Origin of the sequence: Promicromonospora thailandica (assembly GCF_024171955.1) — a bacterium.
Classification (GTDB): domain Bacteria; phylum Actinomycetota; class Actinomycetes; order Actinomycetales; family Cellulomonadaceae; genus Promicromonospora; species Promicromonospora thailandica.
The window spans coordinates 129,726-148,957 of the sequence record NZ_JAMTCS010000010.1; the positions used below are offsets into that span (position 1 = coordinate 129,726).

17 protein-coding genes and 1 pseudogene are annotated in these 19,232 nt (G+C 72.9%); 8 read left to right on the forward strand and 10 right to left on the reverse strand.

Annotated elements, in window-relative coordinates:
- Positions 1 to 247 precede the first annotated feature (247 nt).
- Positions 248 to 1,672, forward strand: a complete 1,425-nt coding sequence (gene glnA, locus APR03_RS16760) for a type I glutamate--ammonia ligase (protein ID WP_253837407.1) — start codon at positions 248 to 250, stop codon at positions 1,670 to 1,672.
- Positions 1,673 to 1,976: 304 nt separating this feature from the next.
- On the opposite strand, the gene APR03_RS16765 is transcribed toward glnA, so the two are convergent.
- The gene (locus APR03_RS16765) at positions 1,977 to 2,408 is read right to left on the reverse strand and encodes an HIT family protein (protein WP_253837409.1); all 432 of its coding nucleotides are present in this window, start codon (positions 2,406 to 2,408) and stop codon (positions 1,977 to 1,979) included.
- Positions 2,409 to 2,518: 110 nt separating this feature from the next.
- Between APR03_RS16765 and APR03_RS16770 the strand changes: the two genes are divergently transcribed.
- Entirely contained in the window at positions 2,519 to 3,379 is an 861-nt protein-coding gene (locus APR03_RS16770) for an endonuclease/exonuclease/phosphatase family protein (RefSeq protein WP_253837411.1), read from the forward strand.
- Positions 3,380 to 3,497: 118 nt separating this feature from the next.
- Here APR03_RS16770 and APR03_RS25495 read toward each other — a convergent pair whose 3' ends face one another.
- Positions 3,498 to 4,454 (reverse strand): hypothetical protein, encoded by a 957-nt coding sequence (locus APR03_RS25495; protein WP_443703138.1) that lies wholly within the window; start codon positions 4,452 to 4,454, stop codon positions 3,498 to 3,500.
- Positions 4,443 to 5,333: pseudogene (locus tag APR03_RS25500) on the reverse strand (GTP-binding protein); the annotation flags it as partial. The pseudogene APR03_RS25500 and the gene APR03_RS25495, both read right to left, overlap by 12 nt.
- Positions 5,334 to 5,641: 308 nt before the next feature.
- Here APR03_RS25500 and APR03_RS16780 point away from each other — a divergent pair.
- Positions 5,642 to 6,199 carry an AAA family ATPase gene (locus tag APR03_RS16780; RefSeq protein ID WP_253837415.1) on the forward strand — a complete coding sequence of 186 codons (558 nt, stop codon included), beginning with the start codon at positions 5,642 to 5,644 and terminating at the stop codon, positions 6,197 to 6,199.
- Between the two features lie 16 nt (positions 6,200 to 6,215).
- Here APR03_RS16780 and APR03_RS16785 read toward each other — a convergent pair whose 3' ends face one another.
- Entirely contained in the window at positions 6,216 to 9,578 is a 3,363-nt protein-coding gene (locus tag APR03_RS16785) for a bifunctional [glutamine synthetase] adenylyltransferase/[glutamine synthetase]-adenylyl-L-tyrosine phosphorylase (RefSeq protein WP_253837417.1), read from the reverse strand.
- A 41-nt stretch (positions 9,579 to 9,619) separates the two neighbouring features.
- Positions 9,620 to 10,954: a glutamine synthetase family protein gene (locus APR03_RS16790; RefSeq protein WP_253837419.1), complete on the reverse strand. Its 1,335-nt coding sequence runs from the start codon at positions 10,952 to 10,954 to the stop codon at positions 9,620 to 9,622.
- A gap of 105 nt (positions 10,955 to 11,059) precedes the next feature.
- On the opposite strand from APR03_RS16790, the gene panB reads away from it, so the two are divergent.
- The gene (gene panB, locus APR03_RS16795; protein WP_253837421.1) at positions 11,060 to 11,890 is read left to right on the forward strand and encodes a 3-methyl-2-oxobutanoate hydroxymethyltransferase; all 831 of its coding nucleotides are present in this window, start codon (positions 11,060 to 11,062) and stop codon (positions 11,888 to 11,890) included.
- Here panB and APR03_RS16800 read toward each other — a convergent pair whose 3' ends face one another.
- Positions 11,891 to 12,079, reverse strand: a complete 189-nt coding sequence (locus APR03_RS16800; protein WP_253837423.1) for an SPOR domain-containing protein — start codon at positions 12,077 to 12,079, stop codon at positions 11,891 to 11,893. It lies immediately after the preceding gene.
- A gap of 14 nt (positions 12,080 to 12,093) precedes the next feature.
- Here APR03_RS16800 and ppgK point away from each other — a divergent pair, with 14 nt between their 5' ends.
- Positions 12,094 to 12,840, forward strand: a complete 747-nt coding sequence (gene ppgK / locus APR03_RS16805) for a polyphosphate--glucose phosphotransferase (protein WP_253837425.1) — start codon at positions 12,094 to 12,096, stop codon at positions 12,838 to 12,840.
- Between the two features lie 8 nt (positions 12,841 to 12,848).
- On the opposite strand, the gene APR03_RS16810 is transcribed toward ppgK, so the two are convergent.
- Together APR03_RS16810 and APR03_RS16815 are read right to left on the reverse strand one after the other, a co-directional pair.
- Positions 12,849 to 13,166 (reverse strand): STAS domain-containing protein, encoded by a 318-nt coding sequence (locus APR03_RS16810; protein WP_253837426.1) that lies wholly within the window; start codon positions 13,164 to 13,166, stop codon positions 12,849 to 12,851.
- Positions 13,167 to 13,485: 319 nt separating this feature from the next.
- Positions 13,486 to 13,842 carry a DUF3467 domain-containing protein gene (locus APR03_RS16815; protein WP_119143876.1) on the reverse strand — a complete coding sequence of 119 codons (357 nt, stop codon included), beginning with the start codon at positions 13,840 to 13,842 and terminating at the stop codon, positions 13,486 to 13,488.
- Between the two features lie 190 nt (positions 13,843 to 14,032).
- Between APR03_RS16815 and APR03_RS16820 the strand changes: the two genes are divergently transcribed.
- Positions 14,033 to 16,147, forward strand: a complete 2,115-nt coding sequence (locus APR03_RS16820) for a HelD family protein (RefSeq protein ID WP_253837427.1) — start codon at positions 14,033 to 14,035, stop codon at positions 16,145 to 16,147.
- A 19-nt stretch (positions 16,148 to 16,166) separates the two neighbouring features.
- Here the strand turns inward: APR03_RS16820 and APR03_RS16825 are convergent, their stop codons facing one another.
- Complete coding sequence (locus tag APR03_RS16825) at positions 16,167 to 16,829, reverse strand: histidine phosphatase family protein (protein ID WP_253837428.1); 663 nt, start codon at positions 16,827 to 16,829, stop codon at positions 16,167 to 16,169.
- Between the two features lie 181 nt (positions 16,830 to 17,010).
- Between APR03_RS16825 and APR03_RS16830 the strand changes: the two genes are divergently transcribed.
- Positions 17,011 to 17,778 carry a C40 family peptidase gene (locus APR03_RS16830; RefSeq protein WP_253837429.1) on the forward strand — a complete coding sequence of 256 codons (768 nt, stop codon included), beginning with the start codon at positions 17,011 to 17,013 and terminating at the stop codon, positions 17,776 to 17,778.
- A gap of 103 nt (positions 17,779 to 17,881) precedes the next feature.
- Positions 17,882 to 18,454, forward strand: coding sequence for a dihydrofolate reductase family protein (locus APR03_RS16835; protein ID WP_253837430.1), 573 nt, complete (start codon positions 17,882 to 17,884; stop codon positions 18,452 to 18,454).
- Between the two features lie 6 nt (positions 18,455 to 18,460).
- On the opposite strand, the gene APR03_RS16840 is transcribed toward APR03_RS16835, so the two are convergent.
- Positions 18,461 to 19,108 (reverse strand): Atu4866 domain-containing protein, encoded by a 648-nt coding sequence (locus APR03_RS16840; RefSeq protein ID WP_253837431.1) that lies wholly within the window; start codon positions 19,106 to 19,108, stop codon positions 18,461 to 18,463.
- Positions 19,109 to 19,232 lie beyond the last annotated feature (124 nt).

Below are 19,232 nucleotides of genomic sequence, written 5' to 3' on the forward strand. Positions count from 1 at the left end.
GACGGACGCCGCCGGGCCGGGCCTTGTGAGTTCTGGCACTCTGAGATCGCCGCCGGAGCCTTCACCTGCACATCCGTCCGCGGTTACACGGCCGAGAGGCCGGAGAAACATATCCGCAACAATCAGTAACCCGAGAGAAACCACCTGCCCATAAGTTCGTGGCGATCCGCGAGCGATCGTTCCCGGCTCGTCCGGCGCGCGGTCCGACGGACTCCCCCTGGACTTATCGAGCGAGCAAGGAGCGCAGATGTTCAAGAACGCCGAGGAGGCGATCGCCTTCACCCGCAACGAGGGGGTGGAGTTCGTCGACGTCCGGTTTATCGACCTGCCGGGCGTCACGCAGCACTTCAACATCCCGGTCGAGCAGTTCGACGAGGACGCCTTCAGCGAGGGCCTCATGTTCGACGGCTCGTCGATCCGCGGTTTCCAGGCGATCCACGAGTCCGACATGAAGCTCGTGCCGGACGTCACGACGGCGTTCATCGACCCGTTCCGCAAGGCGAAGACCCTGATCGTGAACTTCTCGATCGTGGACCCGTTCACGGGTGACGCCTACGCTCGCGACCCGCGCAACATCGCCGCCAAGGCCGAGGCGTACCTGCGGTCGACCGGCATCGCCGACACCGTCTTCTTCGGCCCCGAGGCCGAGTTCTACATCTTCGACGACGTGCGCTTCAAGACCGCGTCGAACGAGAGCTTCTACTCCATCGACTCCGTCGAGGCCGCGTGGAACACCGGCCGCGCGGAGGAGGGTGGCAACCTCGGGTACAAGACCCGCTACAAGGGCGGCTACTTCCCCACCTCGCCGAGCGACCGCTTCGCGGACCTGCGCGACGACATGGTCAAGATCCTCGGCCAGGTCGGCCTCTCCGTCGAGCGTGCGCACCACGAGGTGGGCACCGCCGGCCAGCAGGAGATCAACTACAAGTTCAACACCCTGCTGCACGCCGCCGACGACCTGATGAAGTTCAAGTACGTCATCAAGAACGTCGCGTTCGAGGCCGGCAAGTCGGCCACGTTCATGCCGAAGCCGATCTTCGGTGACAACGGCTCGGGCATGCACTCGCACCAGTCGCTCTGGAAGAACGGCGAGCCGCTGTTCTACGACGAGAAGGGCTACGGCGGCCTGTCCGACCTCGCCCGCTGGTACATCGGCGGCCTGCTCAAGCACGCCCCGTCGCTGCTGGCCTTCACGAACCCGTCGGTGAACTCCTACCACCGCCTGGTGCCGGGCTTCGAGGCCCCCGTGAACCTGGTCTACTCGGCCCGTAACCGCTCGGCGTCGATCCGCATCCCGATCACGGGTACCTCGCCGAAGGCCAAGCGCATCGAGTTCCGCGCGCCCGACCCGTCGTCGAACCCGTACCTGGCGTTCTCCGCGATGCTGATGGCCGGCCTGGACGGCATCAAGAACCGCATCGAGCCGCCGGCCCCGGTCGACAAGGACCTGTACGAGCTGCCCCCGGAGGAGCACGCGCAGATCGCCCAGGTGCCGACGTCGCTCGACGGCGTGCTCAACGCCCTCGAGGCCGACCACGAGTACCTCACCGCCGGTGACGTGTTCACCGAGGACCTGATCGAGACCTGGATCGCGTACAAGCGCGAGAACGAGATCGACCCGATCCGCCTGCGGCCGCACCCGCACGAGTTCGAGATGTACTACGACATCTGACAGCCGGTCCCCCCGTGGCCTGCTGAGATGTGCCGAAACGGCGGCTGACCTGCACTTTCGTCTCGCGACGTGGTGCGGCGTCGGCCGCCGTTCCGCGTCGTCCCGGGGGTCGCGGTCGACGCTGGCCAGGTGCTCGCCGCCGTCGGCCCCCGCCGATCCCTTTCGAGACCGAGGTTGCTTCGCTTTGAGGGCGCGCAAAGCGAAGCAACCTCGGTCTCGAAGGTGAGCAGCGAGGCTGAGGACCGATGATGGGCGCCCCACCTGTCGATTGCTCAGGGTTCGGGGTCCAGCCGCTCGACGGCTCCTAGCCCGCTCGTTCCACAGCGTCGCGCAGGCGCTTGCCCACCGACCGGATCACATTAGGGTCGCCCGGCGTCGGCGTCCACATGCCCTGGATCGTGTCGTCCAGGTACCGCGGCAGCACGTGCAGGTGCACGTGGAACACCGTCTGCCCCGCCACCGGCCGCGTGGCGTGGACGAGGTTCACGCCGTCGGCGCCGAGCACCCCCACGACGCGCCGCGCCATGCGCTGCGCCGTCCGGGCCGACGCCGCGAGGTCGTCCGACGGCACGTCGAGCAGGTCCGTCGCGTGTGCCTTCGGGATCACCAGCAGATGCCCGGGCGCGGCCGGGGCGATGTTCATGAAGGCGAGCGTCCGATCGTCCTCGTGGACGATCGTGCTCGGCGCGGCGCCCGCGACGATCTGGCAGAAGATGCAGTCCTGTGGTGACGGCATGGGCAGACAGTACCGGCTCCGCTCTGCTGCTTCAGGGATGATCCAAGCCAGGCCGCATCCTTCGTGGCTGCACGGTCGCGAGTGCTCTGCGGACGGTCGACGATGCTCGGATGGAACACAAACCGGCCACGGTCCGCATCCTCACGATGAACGTGTTCGGTCCCGGCAATCCCGACTGGGAACGGCGTCGTCGGCTGCTTGGCCGGACGCTGCGCGAACTCGACGCCGACGTCGTCGCGCTGCAGGAGGTCCCCGTGGATGCACCTGACGTCCTCGCCGAGCTGACCGGTCCGGAGTACCACTTCGCACACTTCTCCCACCATTCCCACGACGGTGTCGCAGGCACCGTGGCGACCCGATGGCCACACCGCGTCGTGGCAGAGCTCGACCTGCGCCTCACCGAGCGTGCCCGGTCGACCCTTCCCTGGTGCGCCGCACTTCTGATCGAGCTGGACACCCCGCTGGGGAAGATGGTCGTCACGCACCACAAGCCGAGCTGGCCGCTTCCGTTCGAGCTCGAGCGCGAACGGCAGGCCCTGCTCGTCGCGGGCTTCCTGGAAGATCACCTCGTCGGCCGGGACGAAGCCCATGCCGTCGTGCTGGGTGACTTCGACGCCGCGCCGGACTCGGCGAGCATGCGGTTCTGGCGGGGCCGGAGCGTCGTCCAGGACGTGAGCGTCTGCTACCAGGACGCCTGGGAGTACGCCCACCCCGGAGCTCCCGGCATCACGTTCGACCTGGCCAACCCTCTCGTACGGGACGGGGAGCTGGGAACGGCTGTCTCGCGCCAGATCGACCACATCCTGGTGCGTAGCGGCCTGCACGGACCGACGCTGCGGGTGGCAGACTGCCACCTGGTGCTGGACGCACCTGTCGACGGTGTGTGGGCAAGCGACCACTACGGGGTGGTTGCCGACCTCGTGGCACCGCCGAATCAGGTCGAAGGCCGTGTCGCCTCCCCCGCCACATGATGTCCGTCCATCCCGCTTTCAACCCGAGGTTGCTTCTCTTTGAGGCGTCGCACAGCGAAGCAACCTCGGTCTCGAAGGGGAGAAGGGGAAAAGGGCGGAGGGGGCGGGACGACGCCGGTCACGCGCGCGCCGCGTCCCGCGCCACCTCCCGCACCGGCTCGAACCGGTCGTGCTCCGTGCGGCACATCCCCTCGCCCCGGGTCAGCCCCGGCAGCTCGCGCTGCAGCGCGGCCACGGTGCCGGCCGGGATCTCGCCGTCCAGCACCGCGATGCCCGACGTCGTGAGCCGCGAGCCGGACGGCACGCCGCCCAGCCGCCCGACGAGCGACGCCACCGTGCCGACGGCGTCGTCCGGCAGCTCGATCACGAACCGGTGCACGGGTTCGCACACGACCGTGCCGGCGCGCCGCAGCGCGGTGGCGAGCACGCGCGGCGCGAGGCCGCGGAAGTCCGCGCCCGTGCTGGACATCGCCTTGTTGAACTTCTGGTGCATGTGGCTCTGCCGCGGCGCGTACCCGGAGTGGGTCATGACCACGCGGGCGTCCGGTACCGGGTACCGGAGCGGTCCGCGGGCCAGCTCGCGGCGCACCGTGTCCTCCGTCGCGTCGAAGAACGCCGGCGGCATCGAGCCGCGCTCGCACTCGAGCTCGAACGTCACACCAGACCCCGGCGGCACGGGCTCGACCCGCAGGCCGATCGTCGCCAGGAACTCGTTGTCGCCCTGCTTCTTGACCTCCAGCGCGTGCCCGACGCCGGTCAGCCGTTCGGTCCGCGCCGTCCGCACCTCGCCGAACCGGGCCTCGACGCCGTGCTCCCGCTGCAGGATCGCGGCCAGCACCTCGCGCTGCACCTCGCCGTAGAGCGACACGGTGATCACCTCGTCGCGCCGCCGCACCCGGATCAGGGGGTCCTGCTCCGCGAGCTCGGACAGCGCGGCGTACAGCCGGGTGCGCTCGCCGGGTGCCGAGTCGACCACCGTCTCGTACGACGGCGGTGGGAACTGGCTCGCCCGCTCGTCCCCGGGCAGCGGCGTCCCGACGACGTCACCGACCCGCGCCGTCGCCAGCCCCTGCACGACGGCGATCTGGCCGGGCCGCGCCGTCGACCGCGGCTCGAGCGCGCCCCGGTGGGCGACCCGCAGCCCGGTGACCCGCTCGGCACGGCCGTGCCCGAGGTCGATGCGGTCGCGGACCCGCACCGCGCCCGACCGCATCCGGACGAAGGCCCGCTTGCGCCCGTCCTCGCGGTCGATCGCGAAGACGACGCCGGACGGCGCGTCGGGCGAGCCGTTCGACATCCCCGCGCCGACCGGCAGGAACTCCCCCAGCGCCGCCGCCAGCTCCGGCACCCCGACGCCCGTCACCGCCGACCCGAACAGCACCGGGTGCGCCGCCCCGTGCCGGGACTCCGCGGCGAGCCATGCGCGCACGCCGTCGTCGGGCAGCGCCTCCACCCGGGCGGACGGCGTCCCCGCGTCGAGCACCCGCTGCACGGGCAGCACGTCCGGGCTGAGGCGGCGGGCGACGGCGTCGACCACGGCCTGGGGCCGCGCGCCGCGCCGGTCGATCTTGTTGACGAACACCACCACGGGCAGCCGCAACCGCTGCAGCGCGCGCATCAGCACGAGGGTCTGCGCCTGCACGCCCTCGACGGCGGACAGCACGAGCACCGCGCCGTCGAGCACGGCGAGGCTGCGGTCCACCTCCGCGATGAAGTCGGGGTGTCCGGGGGTGTCCAGCACGTTGACGGTGACGTCTCCTGCGGGGAAGGACGCCACAGACGCGCGGATGGTGATCCCGCGCTCGCGCTCCAGCGCGAGCGAGTCGGTGAGGGTGTCGCCGCCGTCGACGGAGCCGAGGTGGTCGATCACGCCCGCGTGGTGCAGCAGGCGTTCGGTCAGGCTGGTCTTACCGGCGTCGACATGGGCGACGATCCCGAGGTTGAGGTACGACAAGAGCTGTCACGTCCGTGGTCAGGTGGGTCAGGGCACGGGGCGTGGCAGCTGTCATCGGGATTCCAATCTCTCGGGTGGCGTTCACGATGCTCCAGAGGGCTCGGCCGGCTCAAGGGTTTTTCCGCGTGCCCCGCCGCCCTCCCCTTTCACACCGAGGTTGCTTCGCTCTCGACCCGCTCAAAGCGAAGAAACCCCGGTCTCGAAGGGGATCGGGGGGGACGCGCGGGCCCTCCGGCGGCCGGTACACGCGCACAGGACACGCTGAGCAGCCCCACGTCCCCCACCCACCCGGCCGCTACCGTGCCCGCATGATCATCTGGCTGAACGGACCCTTCGGCGGCGGCAAGACCACCACGGCGGCCGCGCTCGACGCCCTCCTGCCGGAGGCGCTCGTGTTCGACCCGGAGAAGGTGGGCGAGTCGATCACGCCGACGCTCGCCGCCGTCGAGACCGTGCGCGACTTCCAGGACTGGCGGCCCTGGCGCGAGCTGGTCGTGGCGTCCCTGGTGTCGCTCGACCGCTACACGGGCCGCACGATCGTGGCGCCGCAGACCGTGGTGGTCGAGCGCTACTGGGACGAGATCACCGCAGGCCTGGCGGAGGCCGGCATCGAGGTGCGGGCGTTCACGCTCGACTGCACCCCCGAGGAGCACGAGCGCCGCATCGCGACGGACACCCTGACCCTCGCCACGCTCACGCAGATCCAGGCCGACGACGGCGGCGTGGGCTGGCGCCGGCACCGCGCGCCGGACTACCGCGCGGCCCTGTCGTGGCTCGCCGGCCGTACCGAGGTGATCGACACGACGGCGCTGACCCCGGACGAGGTCGCCCGCGAGATCGCGACCCGCACGGCCCTGCTCGTCTGACCCGTGCGAAGGCCGGTCACGCGCCGTAGAAGACCCGCTCCATGACCGTGCGGGCGCGGCGGGCCACGCGCAGGTACAGCTCCTCCAGCTCCGGCCCGGTGCCGACGTCGCCCAGCAGCCGCGCGATGCCGGTCAGGGCGTGACTGTCGTGCGGCAGCATGTCGACGCCGGCGCCCGTGGTGCGCCCCGACCAGAGCACGATCGCCGACCGCAGCCGCGACGCCAGCCGCCAGGCCTCCAGCAGCACCTCGGCGTCGTCGGCGGACAGCAGGTCCGCGTCGCGGGCCGCCTCCAGCGCCGCGACGGTGCCGGTGGTGCGCAGCGCCGGCACCTCGAACGCGTGCTGGAGCTGGAGCAGCTGGACGGTCCACTCGACGTCCGACACGCCGCCGCGCCCCAGCTTCAGGTGCCGTGCGGGGTCGGCGCCGCGCGGCAGCCGCTCCGACTCGACGCGCGCCTTGATGCGCCGCACCTCGCGCAGGACGGCGTCGCCGGGCCCGCCGTCCGGGTAGCGCAGCGGGTCGATCAGCGCCGTGAACCGTGCACCCAGCGACCGGCCGCCCTCGGCGCCGGGCCCGAGGTCCAGCTCGCCCGCACCGTCCGGCAGGCCCGGCGACCCGGACGGTGCCCCGCCGTCCGACAGCGACGCCGCGACCGCGCCCTCCTCCGGGCCGCCCGCCGCGACCACGCTCAGCGTGCCCGACAGGGCGCGCGCCCGCAGCAGCGCCTGCGCCTCCCACGGCGAGGACCAGCGCCCGTAGTACTCGACGTACGAGTCGAAGGAGCGCACGAGCGGCCCGTTGCGACCCTCGGGCCGTAGGTCGGCGTCGACGGGCAGGCCCGGCTCCGGCCCCACGGCGGACAGGATGCGGCGCAGGTTCTTCGCCACGGTCAGGGCGTAGTCGTTGGCCTCCTTGTCAGGGGCGCCGTCGACCGCCTCGTAGACGAACATGACGTCGGCGTCCGACCCGTACCCCAGCTCCTGCCCGCCCAGCCGGCCCATCGCCACGATGAGGAGCCGCGCGGGCTCGTCGCCGCGCGCGATCTGCCGTGCCGCGCGCGCCTCGTGCTCCGCGATCCGCAGGCCGCCCGCCAGCACCACGTCGGCGGCGTCCGAGATGGCCTTCGCCGCCTCGACCGGTCCGACCTCGCCGAGCAGCTCGGCCACGCCCGTGCGGGCGAGCTCGCGCCGCCGCAGCGCGCGCAGCGCGACCGTCGCGGCCTCCACTTCCTGGGCGCGCCCGAGCAGCGCGTCCGCCTCGGACGCGAGCCGGCGCACGCCCCGCGGCGCGAGCGACTCCGTCTGCGCGAGCCAGCGCACCGACTCCGGGGAGCGCCCGATCGCGTCCGCGAGGTAGCGCGACGACGACAGCACCTGGGCCAGCCGGGACGCCGCCTCCGCCGAGTCCCGCAGCAGGCGCAGGTACCAGTGCGTGGACCCGAGCGTGTCCGACAGCTTGCGGAACGCCAGCAGCCCCTCGTCCGGGTCGGCGCCGTCGGCGAACCAGCCCAGCAGCACGGGCAGGAGCTGCCGCTGGATGGCGGCGCGCCGCGAGACGCCGTCGGTCAGCGCCTGCACGTGGCGCATCGCGCCCTCGGGGTCGCGGTAGCCGATCGCCGCGAACCGGGCCACCGCCGCCCGCGGCGCGAGCGACGCCTCGCCCGTGGACAGCAGCGCCGTGGCGGGCAGCAGCGGGCGGTAGTAGACGGCCTCGTGCAGGTCGCGGACCTCGCGGCGGACCGTGCGCCACGTCTTGACCAGGTCGTCCGCGCCGCCCTGACCCAGCCCGCGCGCGAGGCGGCGCAGGTCGGCCTCCGCCGTCGGCATGAGGTGGGTGCGGCGCAGGCGGAAGAGCTGGATCCGGTGCTCCAGCGCCCGGAGGAACCGGTAGCACTCCTCCATCCGGCGCGCGTGCTCCCGGCCCACGTACCCGCCCCGGGACAGCGCCGCGAGCGCGTCGAGCGTCGTGCGCGAGCGGATGTCCTCGTCGGCCCGGCCGTGCACGAGCTGCAGCAGCTGCACGGTGAACTCGACGTCCCGCAGGCCGCCCTTGCCGAGCTTGATCTGACGGTCGGCCTCGGCCACGGGGACGTTGTCCTCGACGCGCTTGCGCATCGCGCGCGCGTCCTCGACGAAGTTGGGCCGTTCCACGGCCTGCCACACGAGCGGGCCGACGGCGGCGCAGTACGCCTCCCCGAGCTCCAGGTCGCCCGCCACGGGACGCGCCTTGAGCAGCGCCTGGAACTCCCACGTCACCGCCCACCGCTCGTAGTAGGCGAGGTGGCTGGCGAGCGTGCGCACGAGCGGGCCCTGCTTGCCCTCGGGCCGCAGCGCCGCGTCGACCTGCCACAGCGCGGGTTCCGCGGACGCGCCCGAGCAGACCTGCGCGAGCCGGCCCGCCAGTCGCGCGGCGACGCGCAGCGCGTCGTCCTCCTCGCAGGCGGCCGAGCCGTCGGGCAGCGTGGCCGGCTCGGCCACGTAGATCACGTCCACGTCGGAGATGTAGTTGAGCTCCCGGCCGCCGGTCTTGCCCATGCCGAGCACGGCCAGGCGCACGCCGGCGCCGTGGTCTTCCTCCTCCGAGCGCGCCACGGCGAGGGCTCCCTCCAGGGCGGCGGCGGCCAGGTCCGCGAGCGCCGCGGCCACGGCGGGCAGGACGGCGGTGGGGTCGGGCGCGGTGACGTCGGTGGCGGCGATGCGCAGCAGGCGCGCCCGGTAGGCGCGCCGCAGGCGGTCCGTGTACGACGGCGAGGTGTCGGCCGCCGCGGCCTCGCCCGCACCGACCGGGTGGGTCCCGGGGTGGGTCCCGGCCACGGGCGCGGGGCTGTCGGGATCGGCGTCGACGGCGCGCAGCAGCTCGGCGCGCACGTCGCGGGGCGGTATCCCGGTGCCCGGGGCGGGGTCGGCGAGGACGCCGAGCAGCGCCGGGTGCCGCACGAGCTCGTCGCCGAGGGCCGACGAGGCGCCGAGCACGCGCACGAGCCGGTCGCGTGCGGCGGGGCGGGCGGGTGCGCCGACTCCTGCCGGCTCGTCGGGGCCGCCGCCCGTCTCGGGGTCGCGGGGTTCGGTCCGGTCGTCGGGCGCGGTGAGCAGGGCGCGGAGCCGGTCGGGCGCGGCCGCGGCGAGGCGGACGAGCTGGAGCAGCGCGAGGTCGGGGTCGGCGGCCGCGGCGAGCGCGCGGAGCAGGGCCGCGCCGGCGGGGTCGAGCGCCACCGCGCCGCGGTCGGGCCCGCCCCCGGGGGCGGCGCCGGTGCGGTCCCGGCGGTCCAGGACGGCGACCAGGTCGGGGTCCTGCCACAGCGTGGCGGACCGCGTGAGGTCGGCGAACCCGGCCCGGATCAGGTGGGTCGTGAGGGTCTCGGGGCGGCGGCTCTGCACCCCCCGACCCTACGACGGGGACGGGAGGTGCAGCACCCCTGTCAGAGCTGGAGGAACCGCTTGAGCTCGAAGGGCGTGACCTGGGCGCTGTACGCCTCCCACTCCTCGCGCTTGTTGCGCAGGAAGTAGTCGAAGACGTGCTCGCCGAGGGTCTCGGCCACGAGCTCGGACCGCTCCATGAAGTGGATGGCCTCGTCGAGGTCGCGGGGCAGCGGTGCGATGCCCAGGGCGCGGCGCTCGGCGGGCGTGAGCTCCCAGACGTCGTCCTCGGTGTGGTCCAGGAGGTCGTAGCCCTCCTCGATGCCCTTGAGGCCGGCGGCGAGGATCACGGCGAACGCGAGGTACGGGTTGGCGGCCGAGTCCAGCGCGCGGTACTCGATGCGCGCGGAGTTGCCCTTGCCGGGCTTGTACATCGGCACGCGCACGAGCGCGGAGCGGTTGTTGTGGCCCCAGCTCACGTAGCTCGGGGCCTCCTGCCCGCCCCAGAGCCGCTTGTAGCTGTTGACGTACTGGTTGGTGACGGCGGTGATCTCGCCCGCGTGCACCATCAGGCCGGCGATGAACTGGCGCGCCGTCTTGGACAGCTCGAACTGCGCGCCGGGCTCGTAGAACGCGTTGCGGTCGTCCTCGAACAGCGAGACGTGCGTGTGCATGCCGGAGCCGGGCTGGTCGGCCAGCGGCTTGGGCATGAAGGAGGCGAACACGCCCTGCTCGAGCGCGACCTCCTTGACCACGGTGCGGAACGTCATGAGGTTGTCCGCGGTGGTCAGGGCGTCGGCGTAGCGCAGGTCGATCTCGTTCTGCCCGGGGCCCGCCTCGTGGTGGGAGAACTCGACCGAGATGCCCATCGACTCGAGCATCGTGATCGCGGCGCGCCGGAAGTCGTGTGTGGACCCGCGGGCCAGGTGGTCGAAGTACCCGCCCTGGTCCACCGGCTCGAGCTTCGGGTCGGCCTTGGTGAGCTGGTTGAACAGGTAGAACTCGACCTCGGGGTGCGTGTAGAACGTGAACCCGCGGTCGCTGGCCTTGGCCAGGGTGCGCTTGAGCACGTTGCGCGAGTCCGCGAGCGACGGCTCGCCGTCGGGCGTCAGGATGTCGCAGAACATGCGGCCCGTGCCGTGACGTTCGCCACGCCACGGCAGCACCTGGAAGGTCGTGGGGTCCGGCTTGGCGACCATGTCCGCCTCGAACACCCGGGTGAGCCCCTCGATGGCGCTGCCGTCGAACCCGATGCCCTCGCTGAAGGCCGACTCGAGCTCCGCGGGGGCCACGGCTACCGACTTCAGCACACCCAGCACGTCGGTGAACCAGAGCCGGATGAAGCGGATGTCGCGCTCCTCGACCGTGCGGAGCACGAACTCCTGCTGCCTGTCCATGGGCCCATCTTGCACTAAACCTGTTACAGGCGCGTGTACCGCCCGTGGACGACCGGTCGTAGGCTTTCGGTCGGCACAGAGGCCACCAGACACCACAGGAGGACCATGTCCGCCCACACGTCACCCACGCCGGGCCCCAAGAGGGTTCGTGTGCACCACCTGGCGGAGGCGAAGGCCCGCGGCGAGAAGCTCGCGATGCTTACGGCGTACGACGCCGTCACCGCCGCGATCTTCGACGCGGCCGGCATGGACCTGCTGCTGGTGGGCGACTCCATCGGCAACGTGATGCACGGCCACGCCTCGACCATCCCCGTCACGGTCGACGAGATGATCCCGGCGGCGCGCGCGGTCGCCCGCGCCACGAAGCGCGCCTTCGTGGTGGTCGACCTGCCGTTCGGGTCGTACGAGGTGGGGCCGCAGCAGGCCCTGGAGACCGCGGTGCGCGTCTTCAAGGAGACGGGTGCGGACGGCGTGAAGCTCGAGGGCGGCGTGCGGTCGGCGGCCCAGATCCGGGCGCTGACCGACGCGGGCATCCCCGTCGTCGCGCACCTGGGGTACACACCGCAGTCGGAGAACTTGCTGGGCGGCCCGCGCGTGCAGGGCCGGGGCGACGACGCCGTCGAGCGGCTGGCCACCGACGCGCAGGCCGTCGAGGACGCCGGCGCCGTCGCCGTCGTCCTGGAGATGGTGCCCACCGACGTCGCGGCGCGGATCACCGAGATCGTGGGCATCCCGACCATCGGCATCGGTGCCGGGCCGCACTGCGACGGCCAGGTGCTCGTCTGGACCGACATGGCGGGCATGACGTCCTGGTCGCCGCGGTTCGCCCGGCGGTACGCCGAGCTCGGCGCCGTGCTGCAGGGCGCGGCCGAGGACTACGTCGCGGAGGTCAAGGACTCGTCCTTCCCGGACGCGGAGCACTCCTTCGACAAGTAGCTACTTCTTGCCGCGCCACTCCTCGTCCTCGCCGTCCCACGACTCGGTGCGGGCCCGGGCGCTCTCCAGCGCCCGCTCCGCCTCGGCCCGGGTGCCGTACGGGCCCATCAGGTGGGTCCAGGAGGAGCGCCGCCCCTCCTCGACCTGACCGGTCTCGGTGTTGTACCAGTACTGTGCGTCGTCGCTCATGAGACGATCCTGACATGAGCGACCTGGCCTTCGGCATCGACATCGGTGGTTCGGGGATCAAGGGGGCACCCGTCGACCTGGCGACGGGTGAGTACGCGGACAAGCGGACCCGGATCCCCACCCCGCAGCCCTCCACCCCCCAGGCGGTGGCCGCCGTGCTCGCCGAGCTCGTCGACACCTACCACCTGCCCGACGACGTGCCGATCGGGGTCGCGTTCCCCGCGCCGATGCAGCACGGGGTGGTGCGCTCCATGGCCAACCTGGACCAGTCGTGGACGGGCGTGGACCTGCCCGCCCTGGTGCACCGCGCGACCGGCCGCCACGTGGTCGCGGTCAACGATGCCGACGCCGCCGGCATCGGTGAGGTGCGCTACGGCGCCGCACGCAACGCCGAGGGCGTCGTGCTGGTGGCCACCCTCGGCACCGGGATCGGCTCGGCGCTGGTGGTCGACGGCGTGCTGGTGCCGAACACCGAGCTGGGACACCTGGAGATCGACGGGCACGACGCCGAGTCGCGCGCGGCCGACTCGGCGCGCGAGCGCGAGGGCCTGTCGTGGGAGCGCTGGGCGGAGCGGCTGCAGCGCTACTTCGGCGTCGTCGAGGACCTGCTCTCCCCCGACCTCATCGTCGTGGGCGGCGGGGTCAGCAAGCACCACGAGAAGTACCTGCCGAGCCTGCACCTACGCGCGCCGATCGTCCCGGCGCAGCTCCGGAACGCAGCGGGGATCGTGGGCGCGGCAGCGCTGGCCGCGGGTCGCTGAGCCCCCGGTCAGGCCTCCCGTGCCGCTGCCGGGTGCGCCTGCTGCGCGAACAGCACGTCGACACCGAGCATCTCGATGACGCTCCGGACCACCGGAGGCGGCTCCGGCAGGCTGACCGTGAGGCCCTCCCGCGTGCCGTACGTGTACATCTGCATGAGGAACGCCACGCCGGTCGAGTCCATGAACGTGACACGTGACGTGTCGATCACGACCGCCTTCGCCCTCTCGATGGCGTTGGCGATCGCAGCACTCGACTCACCGCGCAGGGAGACGTCGATCTCTCCCCACATGCTCACGACGCTCGCGCGGGACTGTTCTTCGAACATGATCCCGCCCGTGCGCCCCCTGTTATCGAATTCCGTGTTGCTCACCTGCATCGCCCCTGTTCATTGCTCCCCGACACGGCCGCCGGAACGGGTCGCCCGACCCCCCGGGCAACTCTGGGAGATTGCAACGCCTTCGTCGCGATCACGGGAAGCCTACATCCGTGAAGATCGCAAGTGGAACAGTCGAGGAGGGTTACATTTCCCCCTCAGGACTGGTATAACTTGGAGTTTCTCCATCCAAACCGGAACAATTCCACCGGGCACATCGGACATATAGGCGCCGAGTTGGACATTCGTTCAAGAAAAAGATTCACCGGATTCAATTCCCGGAGGAACGATTCGGGCCGTCAGGACCCTCCGCGGCTCTGGGATTTCGGACGGTCGGCGCGCTTTCCTTCTCCCATGCGTCGAGCTGCATGGTGAGGGCCTTCGCGAGCTCGAACACCTGCTGCGGAGGAATTCGTACGCGGGAGACCACCCGACCCGGCACGGTGATCGAGGTGACCTCGCCCGACTCCGGGTCCGACACCGGGCTCGGGGGCTGCTTCACGGCGATGAAGTCCAGGATGAACGAGGTCGGCGTGTGCCACACCGAGGCGAAGTCGGCGGGGACACCGGTCTCCATCTCGTCGGGGACGTCGATCTGGAACTCCTGGGGCAGCTCGTCGGACGACACTGGGGCTCCTCGATTGGCCGGGCGGTTCCCCGACCGTACCGTGGGGCCGGTGGCCGCGACAGTGGAAACGGACTCTGGGGACATATGTCTCGCGGGTGCCGCTCGGTCACGGGAAAACATCGCGACCGGCGGCCGGGCCGCGCACTAGACTCGCGCGTCTCCCACCCCGCCTGCCTCCTGGAGGACACCCATGCCTGCCGACGTGCCCGAGCTCACCCGGGAACGCGAGTTCCTCACCGAGGCGCGCGCGCAGCTCGGCCGGATGCGCGAGCGGGTGGCCGCGCTCGACGGCCGGTACGCCGGGGACCGGGTGAGCGCGGACGTGCTGGAGGCGACGCTCGCCCGCCGCATGGAGCAGCTCACCGACGACCCGGAGATCCCGCTCTTCTTCGGGCGCATCACGGCGAGGTCCGAGGGCGGCGGCAGCAGCGACGGCACCGAGACGTTCCACATCGGCCGCCGCCACGTCTCGGACCCCGACGGCGAGCCGATGGTGGTCGACTGGCGTGCCCCGGTGAGCACCCCGTTCTACCGCGCGACGCCCAAGGAGCCGATGGGTATCACGGCCCGGCGCCGGTACGGCTTCGCGCGCGGGCACCTCACGGGGTTCGAGGACGAACCCCTCGGGAGCGCGGACGGCGACGCGGCGGGCCCCGGCGCCCCGGCCCGCTCGGAGATCCTCGAGGCCGAGATCGAGCGCCCCCGCACGGGTCCCATGCGCGACATCGTCGCCACCATCCAGCCCGAGCAGGACGTCATCGTGCGCATGCCGCTCGAGCGCACCCTCGTGGTGCAGGGTGCGCCGGGCACGGGCAAGACGGCCGTGGGGCTGCACCGCGCGGCCTACCTCCTGTACGCGCACCGGGAGCAGCTCACGCGGCGCGGCGTGCTCGTCGTCGGGCCGAACAAGAGCTTCCTGCGGTACATCCGCGACGTGCTGCCGGCGCTCGGCGAGATCCACGCCCGGCAGGCCACGATCGAGGAGGTCGTCGGCACGCACGCGCCGGTCCGGGCGACCGAGCCGGCCGACGTCGCCACGCTCAAGGGCGACGGCCGCATGGCCGAGGTGCTGCGCGCGGCCGTCTGGTCGCACGTGCGCATGCCGCAGGACACGCTCGTGCTGCCGCGCGGCTCGCGCCGCTGGCGCGTGCCCGCCTACGAGGCGCGCGAGGCCGTGGAGCAGGTCAGGGCCCGCGACGTGCGCTACGCGCTGGGCGCGGCCCAGCTGCGCCACGCGCTCGCGCACCGGGTGCTGGTGCAGATCGAGGAGTCGGGCGACGCCCTCGACGACACGGCGTGGGACGCGCTGGCCCGCACCAAGCCGGTGCGCGACTACGCGGCGGCCGTGTGGCCGGCGGTCGAGCCGCGCCGGCTCCTGTTCCGGCTGCTGTCGGAACCCGGCTTCCTCGCGGAGTGCGCGGCGGGCGTCCTGTCCGACGCCGAGCAGCGCCTGCTGGCCTGGGACCGCCCGCCCCGCTCCCCCGGCGCCGCGCGCTGGACGACGGCGGACCTGGTGCTGCTCGACGAGGTGGCCGACCTCCTGGACCGCGCGGAGTCGGTGGCGCACATCGTCGTCGACGAGGCGCAGGACCTGTCCGCCATGATGCTGCGCGCGCTCGGCCGCCGGGCCGCGACCGGGTCGCTCACCGTGCTGGGCGACCTCGCGCAGGCGACGACGCCGTGGGCGGCGGACGACTGGGCGGACGTGCTCGGCCACCTCGCCAAGCCGGACGGCCACGTGGAGCAGCTCACCGCCGGCTTCCGTGTGCCCGCCGACGTGATCGAGCTCGCCGCCCGCCTGCTGCCCCGCATCGCGCCCGGCCTCGAGCCCCCGACCGCCGTGCGGCGCGCCCGTGGTCAGCTCGTGCTCACCGAGGCGCCGCTGGCGGACGTGCTGCCCGACGTCGTGCGCCGCGAGGGCTCCGTCGGCCTGATCGTGCCCGACGCCGCCGTGGCCGAGGTCCGCACGGTGCTCGCGGGGGCGGGGCTGACGTTCGCCGTCGTCGGCGAGACGGACGGGCCGGGCGACCAGCCGATCGATCAGCCGGACGATCAGCCGGGCGACCAGCCGGACGAGGAGCCGCGCACCGAGTTCGACGCGCACCTGGAGCTGGTGCCCGCCTCGCTGGCCAAGGGCCTCGAGTTCGACCACGTGGTGCTGCACGACCCGGCCGGGATCGTCGCCGCGGAGCCGGACCGCGCCACCGGCCTGCGCCGGCTGTACGTGTGCCTCACCCGGGCGGTCACGTCCCTGGTGGTGCGGCACGACGGCGATCTGCCGCCGGAGCTGGGCCGGACGGACTGAGCGCCGGGCGCGTCGCGGGTCAGTCGTCGACCGGCTCGCCCGTGGGGTCGTCGGCGAGGAGCGCGTCCACGGCCGGGCCGCCGACGGGCGCGGCGGACCAGTCCACGAGGCGCCAGCCGCCGGCGGGATCGCCCTCGACCTCGACCAGCCCCGTGTTGGCCAGGGCCGTCTGCTCCGCGTGGTCGATGTCCACGCCGTCCGCTCGGGCCGCGACCCAGGTGCGGATCGCGGCGCCGTGCGAGACCACGACGGCGCTGTCCGCGCCGCTCGCCGCGATCGCCGCCACGGCCTCGTCGTAGCGCGCGAGGAAGGCCCGGCCGTCGGGGCCGCCCGGCATCGGGCGGTCCACGTCGCCCCGGGCCCACCCGAACACGGTCTCGAGGTAGCGCACGTGCGACTCGTGGGTCGCCGCCATCTCGAGGTCTCCCGCCTCGATCTCCCGCAGGCCCGTCAGCGTCACGGGCTCGATGCCGCGCGCCCGGACCAGCGGGGCCGCCGTCAGCGCGGTGCGGACCAGCGAGGAGACGGCGATCGCGTCGACCGCGCGGTCGCGGAGGGCGTCCGGGACGGCGGCCGCCTGCCGCTCGCCGAGCGCCGTCAGGCCGGGTCCGGGGCTCGCGGTGTCGAGGAGACCGCGCACGTTCGAGGGTGTCTGTCCGTGGCGCAGCAGCAGGAGTCGCATGCGGGACATTCTTCCCGACGGCCCCACCGGCAGGGCCGTCGACGCACGCGGCGACGACTTCGTGGGGGGTGGTTCCCGCATCGTGTCCGTTCCGTTACTCTTGGGCGCTATGCGCCGGACGTGGCCCAGCCAGACACGTCCCGCCGGTTGTCCCCCGCCGATCTGAAAGGTCTCCGCCTTCATGGATCCCCAGTCCTCCCCGTCGACGGCCGTGCGCGCCCGCGGCCGCCACCGGGCGGCCCGCCGCCCTGCCCTGCCCGTCCTCAAGGCCGGCACCGGCCAGACCGCGGCCGTCGCGAGCCGCGGTGCGGTGATCGCCGCGGCAGGTTCCGGGGTGCTGCTCTCCCTCATCGCCCCGCCCGCGCAGGCGGCCCCCGCCACCGAGCTCGGCACCGCGCTGAGCGGCAAGGCCATGCAGGGCACGCTGAACTCGACGGACCTCGACGCGCTCACGGCCCAGGCCCGGGAGGCGGTCGCCGCGGCGAACGTCGTCGCCGTCGCGCCGACCGCGGAGCTGAAGGTCGAGAAGACCGCGGTCTCCGTGGTCTCCGCCGCCGAGAACGCGGAGTTCCAGGCCGAGCAGGCCGCCCAGCGGGCCGAGGAGGAGGCCGCGCAGCGGCGCGCCTCCGTGGTCTCGGTCGCGATGCGCTACCTCGGCGTCCCCTACGTGTGGGGCGGCACGACGCCCGCCGGCTTCGACTGCTCCGGGTTCACCTCGTACGTCTTCGCGCAGGTCGGGATCGACCTGCCGCGCACGTCCTCCTCGCAGCGCTACGCCGGGACGCCGGTGTCCTGGGCCGACGCCCTGCCGGGCGACCTGATCTGGACGCCGGGCCACATCGCGATCTATGCGGGCGACGGCATGCAGATCGAGGCCCCGGTCCCCGGCAAGAGCGTGCGGTACACGAGCATCTGGCAGTCCTCGCCGACGTTCATCCGCGTGGCCTGACCGACCGCCATCTCCTGATCCTCCCCGGGGGCGCACCGATCAGTTTCGGGCGCCCCCGAGGTCTGCCCCTCCGACCGCATCCCGACGCGACCCGGAGTGGGACATGACCGCCACGTACACGTTCGACGTCTTCATGAGCCTCGACGGCTTCGGCAGCGCCTCCGGCGACTGGACCGGCTACTGGGGCAAGCAGGGCCCGGAGCTGCTCGAGCACCGCCTCGCACTGTACGAGCCGGAGCAGCGGATGGTCTTCGGCGCCACCACCTTCCGCATGTTCGGCCAGATGCTGGCCACGGTGACCGACCCCGCCGTGGGCGACCCCTGGGTCACGCGGATGCTGGACCTGCCTGCCACGGTGGTGTCGAGCACCCTGGAGGAGCCCCTCGACCGGAACGCGACGGTCGCGCGGGGCGACGGCGTGGACGTCGTCCGCCGCCTCAAGGACGAGTCGCCGGTGCCGCTGCGCTCGCACGGCAGCCTGTCGCTGAACCGGGCACTGCTGGCCGCCGGCCTCGTGGACCGCGTGCAGGTGACGCTCTTCCCGGTGGTCACCGGCAGGAGCGGCGGCGACCCGATCTTCCGCGGCGCCGAGGACTTCGACCTCGAGCTGCTCGAGCGGCGCACCCTCGACCACGACATCCAGGAGCTGGTCTACCGGCCCACGCTGCACGGCTGAGCGGCGTCAGCCCCTGCTCAGGACGAAGCCCGCGTGGTGCAGGACGCCGTCGTGGTACTGGCCGAACGCCCAGAACCCCGTGTCGTCGAGGTAGGTGATCCGGTCGCCGTCGAGCCAGAAGCTGCCGGTCCAGGCGTCGCGGCGGCCGCCGCGGGTCTCGCTGTAGCGGCCGTCGGGCGTGAGGTACTGGGTCATGTCCCGCCGCGCGTCTCTCCAGGCACCGAGCCGTGGGTCGGCCGGGTCGTCGACGCCCCGGTCCCGGACGGCCGCGCCGTCGCGCACCACCACCCGCCCGTCGACGACGACGGCGCGCAGCCCGGCCGGGTCGACCACGAGCATGCGGGTGATGCGGTCCGGGCCGACCGTGCCGTCGACGACCGCGAACGTCGCCGGACGGCCCGGCGTCAGGTCGAAGGCGTCCCGGGCCGGCGGGCTGGGCGCCGCGAACACCGACTCGACCAGGAGCGGCACGACGGAGGCGCCGCTGCCGTCGATCGTCAGGCGCTCGCCGGGCCCGGCGCCGTCGTCGGACGGCGGGGCGGCGATCAGCGGGCCCTCGGTGACCAGGTCGGCGCGCGTCGTGCGCGTGGGTGTGCGGTGCACCAGGGCGCCGGTGACGGTGATCCGGGACGGTGCGGGTACGGGTGCGGGCATGTGCTCCACTCTGCCGCCGGGCGCGCCCGGGCACGAGGGCGCGCTGCTCCTGTGTGCACTGCTCCTGTGTGCACCGCACCCCGGCAGGCCCGTCCGGGCGGCGAGCTCGGTCCTTTACCCAGAC

Coding starts and splice junctions, on each gene's coding strand:
- glnA (WP_253837407.1), top strand. CDS start 248: ATGTTCAAGAACGCCGAGGAGGCGATCGCCTTCACCCGCAACGAGGGG.
- APR03_RS16765 (WP_253837409.1), bottom strand. CDS start 2,408: ATGCCGTCACCACAGGACTGCATCTTCTGCCAGATCGTCGCGGGCGCC.
- APR03_RS16770 (WP_253837411.1), top strand. CDS start 2,519: ATGGAACACAAACCGGCCACGGTCCGCATCCTCACGATGAACGTGTTC.
- APR03_RS16780 (WP_253837415.1), top strand. CDS start 5,642: ATGATCATCTGGCTGAACGGACCCTTCGGCGGCGGCAAGACCACCACG.
- APR03_RS16790 (WP_253837419.1), bottom strand. CDS start 10,954: ATGGACAGGCAGCAGGAGTTCGTGCTCCGCACGGTCGAGGAGCGCGAC.
- panB (WP_253837421.1), top strand. CDS start 11,060: ATGTCCGCCCACACGTCACCCACGCCGGGCCCCAAGAGGGTTCGTGTG.
- APR03_RS16800 (WP_253837423.1), bottom strand. CDS start 12,079: ATGAGCGACGACGCACAGTACTGGTACAACACCGAGACCGGTCAGGTC.
- ppgK (WP_253837425.1), top strand. CDS start 12,094: ATGAGCGACCTGGCCTTCGGCATCGACATCGGTGGTTCGGGGATCAAG.
- APR03_RS16810 (WP_253837426.1), bottom strand. CDS start 13,166: ATGTTCGAAGAACAGTCCCGCGCGAGCGTCGTGAGCATGTGGGGAGAG.
- APR03_RS16820 (WP_253837427.1), top strand. CDS start 14,033: ATGCCTGCCGACGTGCCCGAGCTCACCCGGGAACGCGAGTTCCTCACC.
- APR03_RS16825 (WP_253837428.1), bottom strand. CDS start 16,829: ATGCGACTCCTGCTGCTGCGCCACGGACAGACACCCTCGAACGTGCGC.
- APR03_RS16830 (WP_253837429.1), top strand. CDS start 17,011: ATGGATCCCCAGTCCTCCCCGTCGACGGCCGTGCGCGCCCGCGGCCGC.
- APR03_RS16835 (WP_253837430.1), top strand. CDS start 17,882: ATGACCGCCACGTACACGTTCGACGTCTTCATGAGCCTCGACGGCTTC.
- APR03_RS16840 (WP_253837431.1), bottom strand. CDS start 19,108: ATGCCCGCACCCGTACCCGCACCGTCCCGGATCACCGTCACCGGCGCC.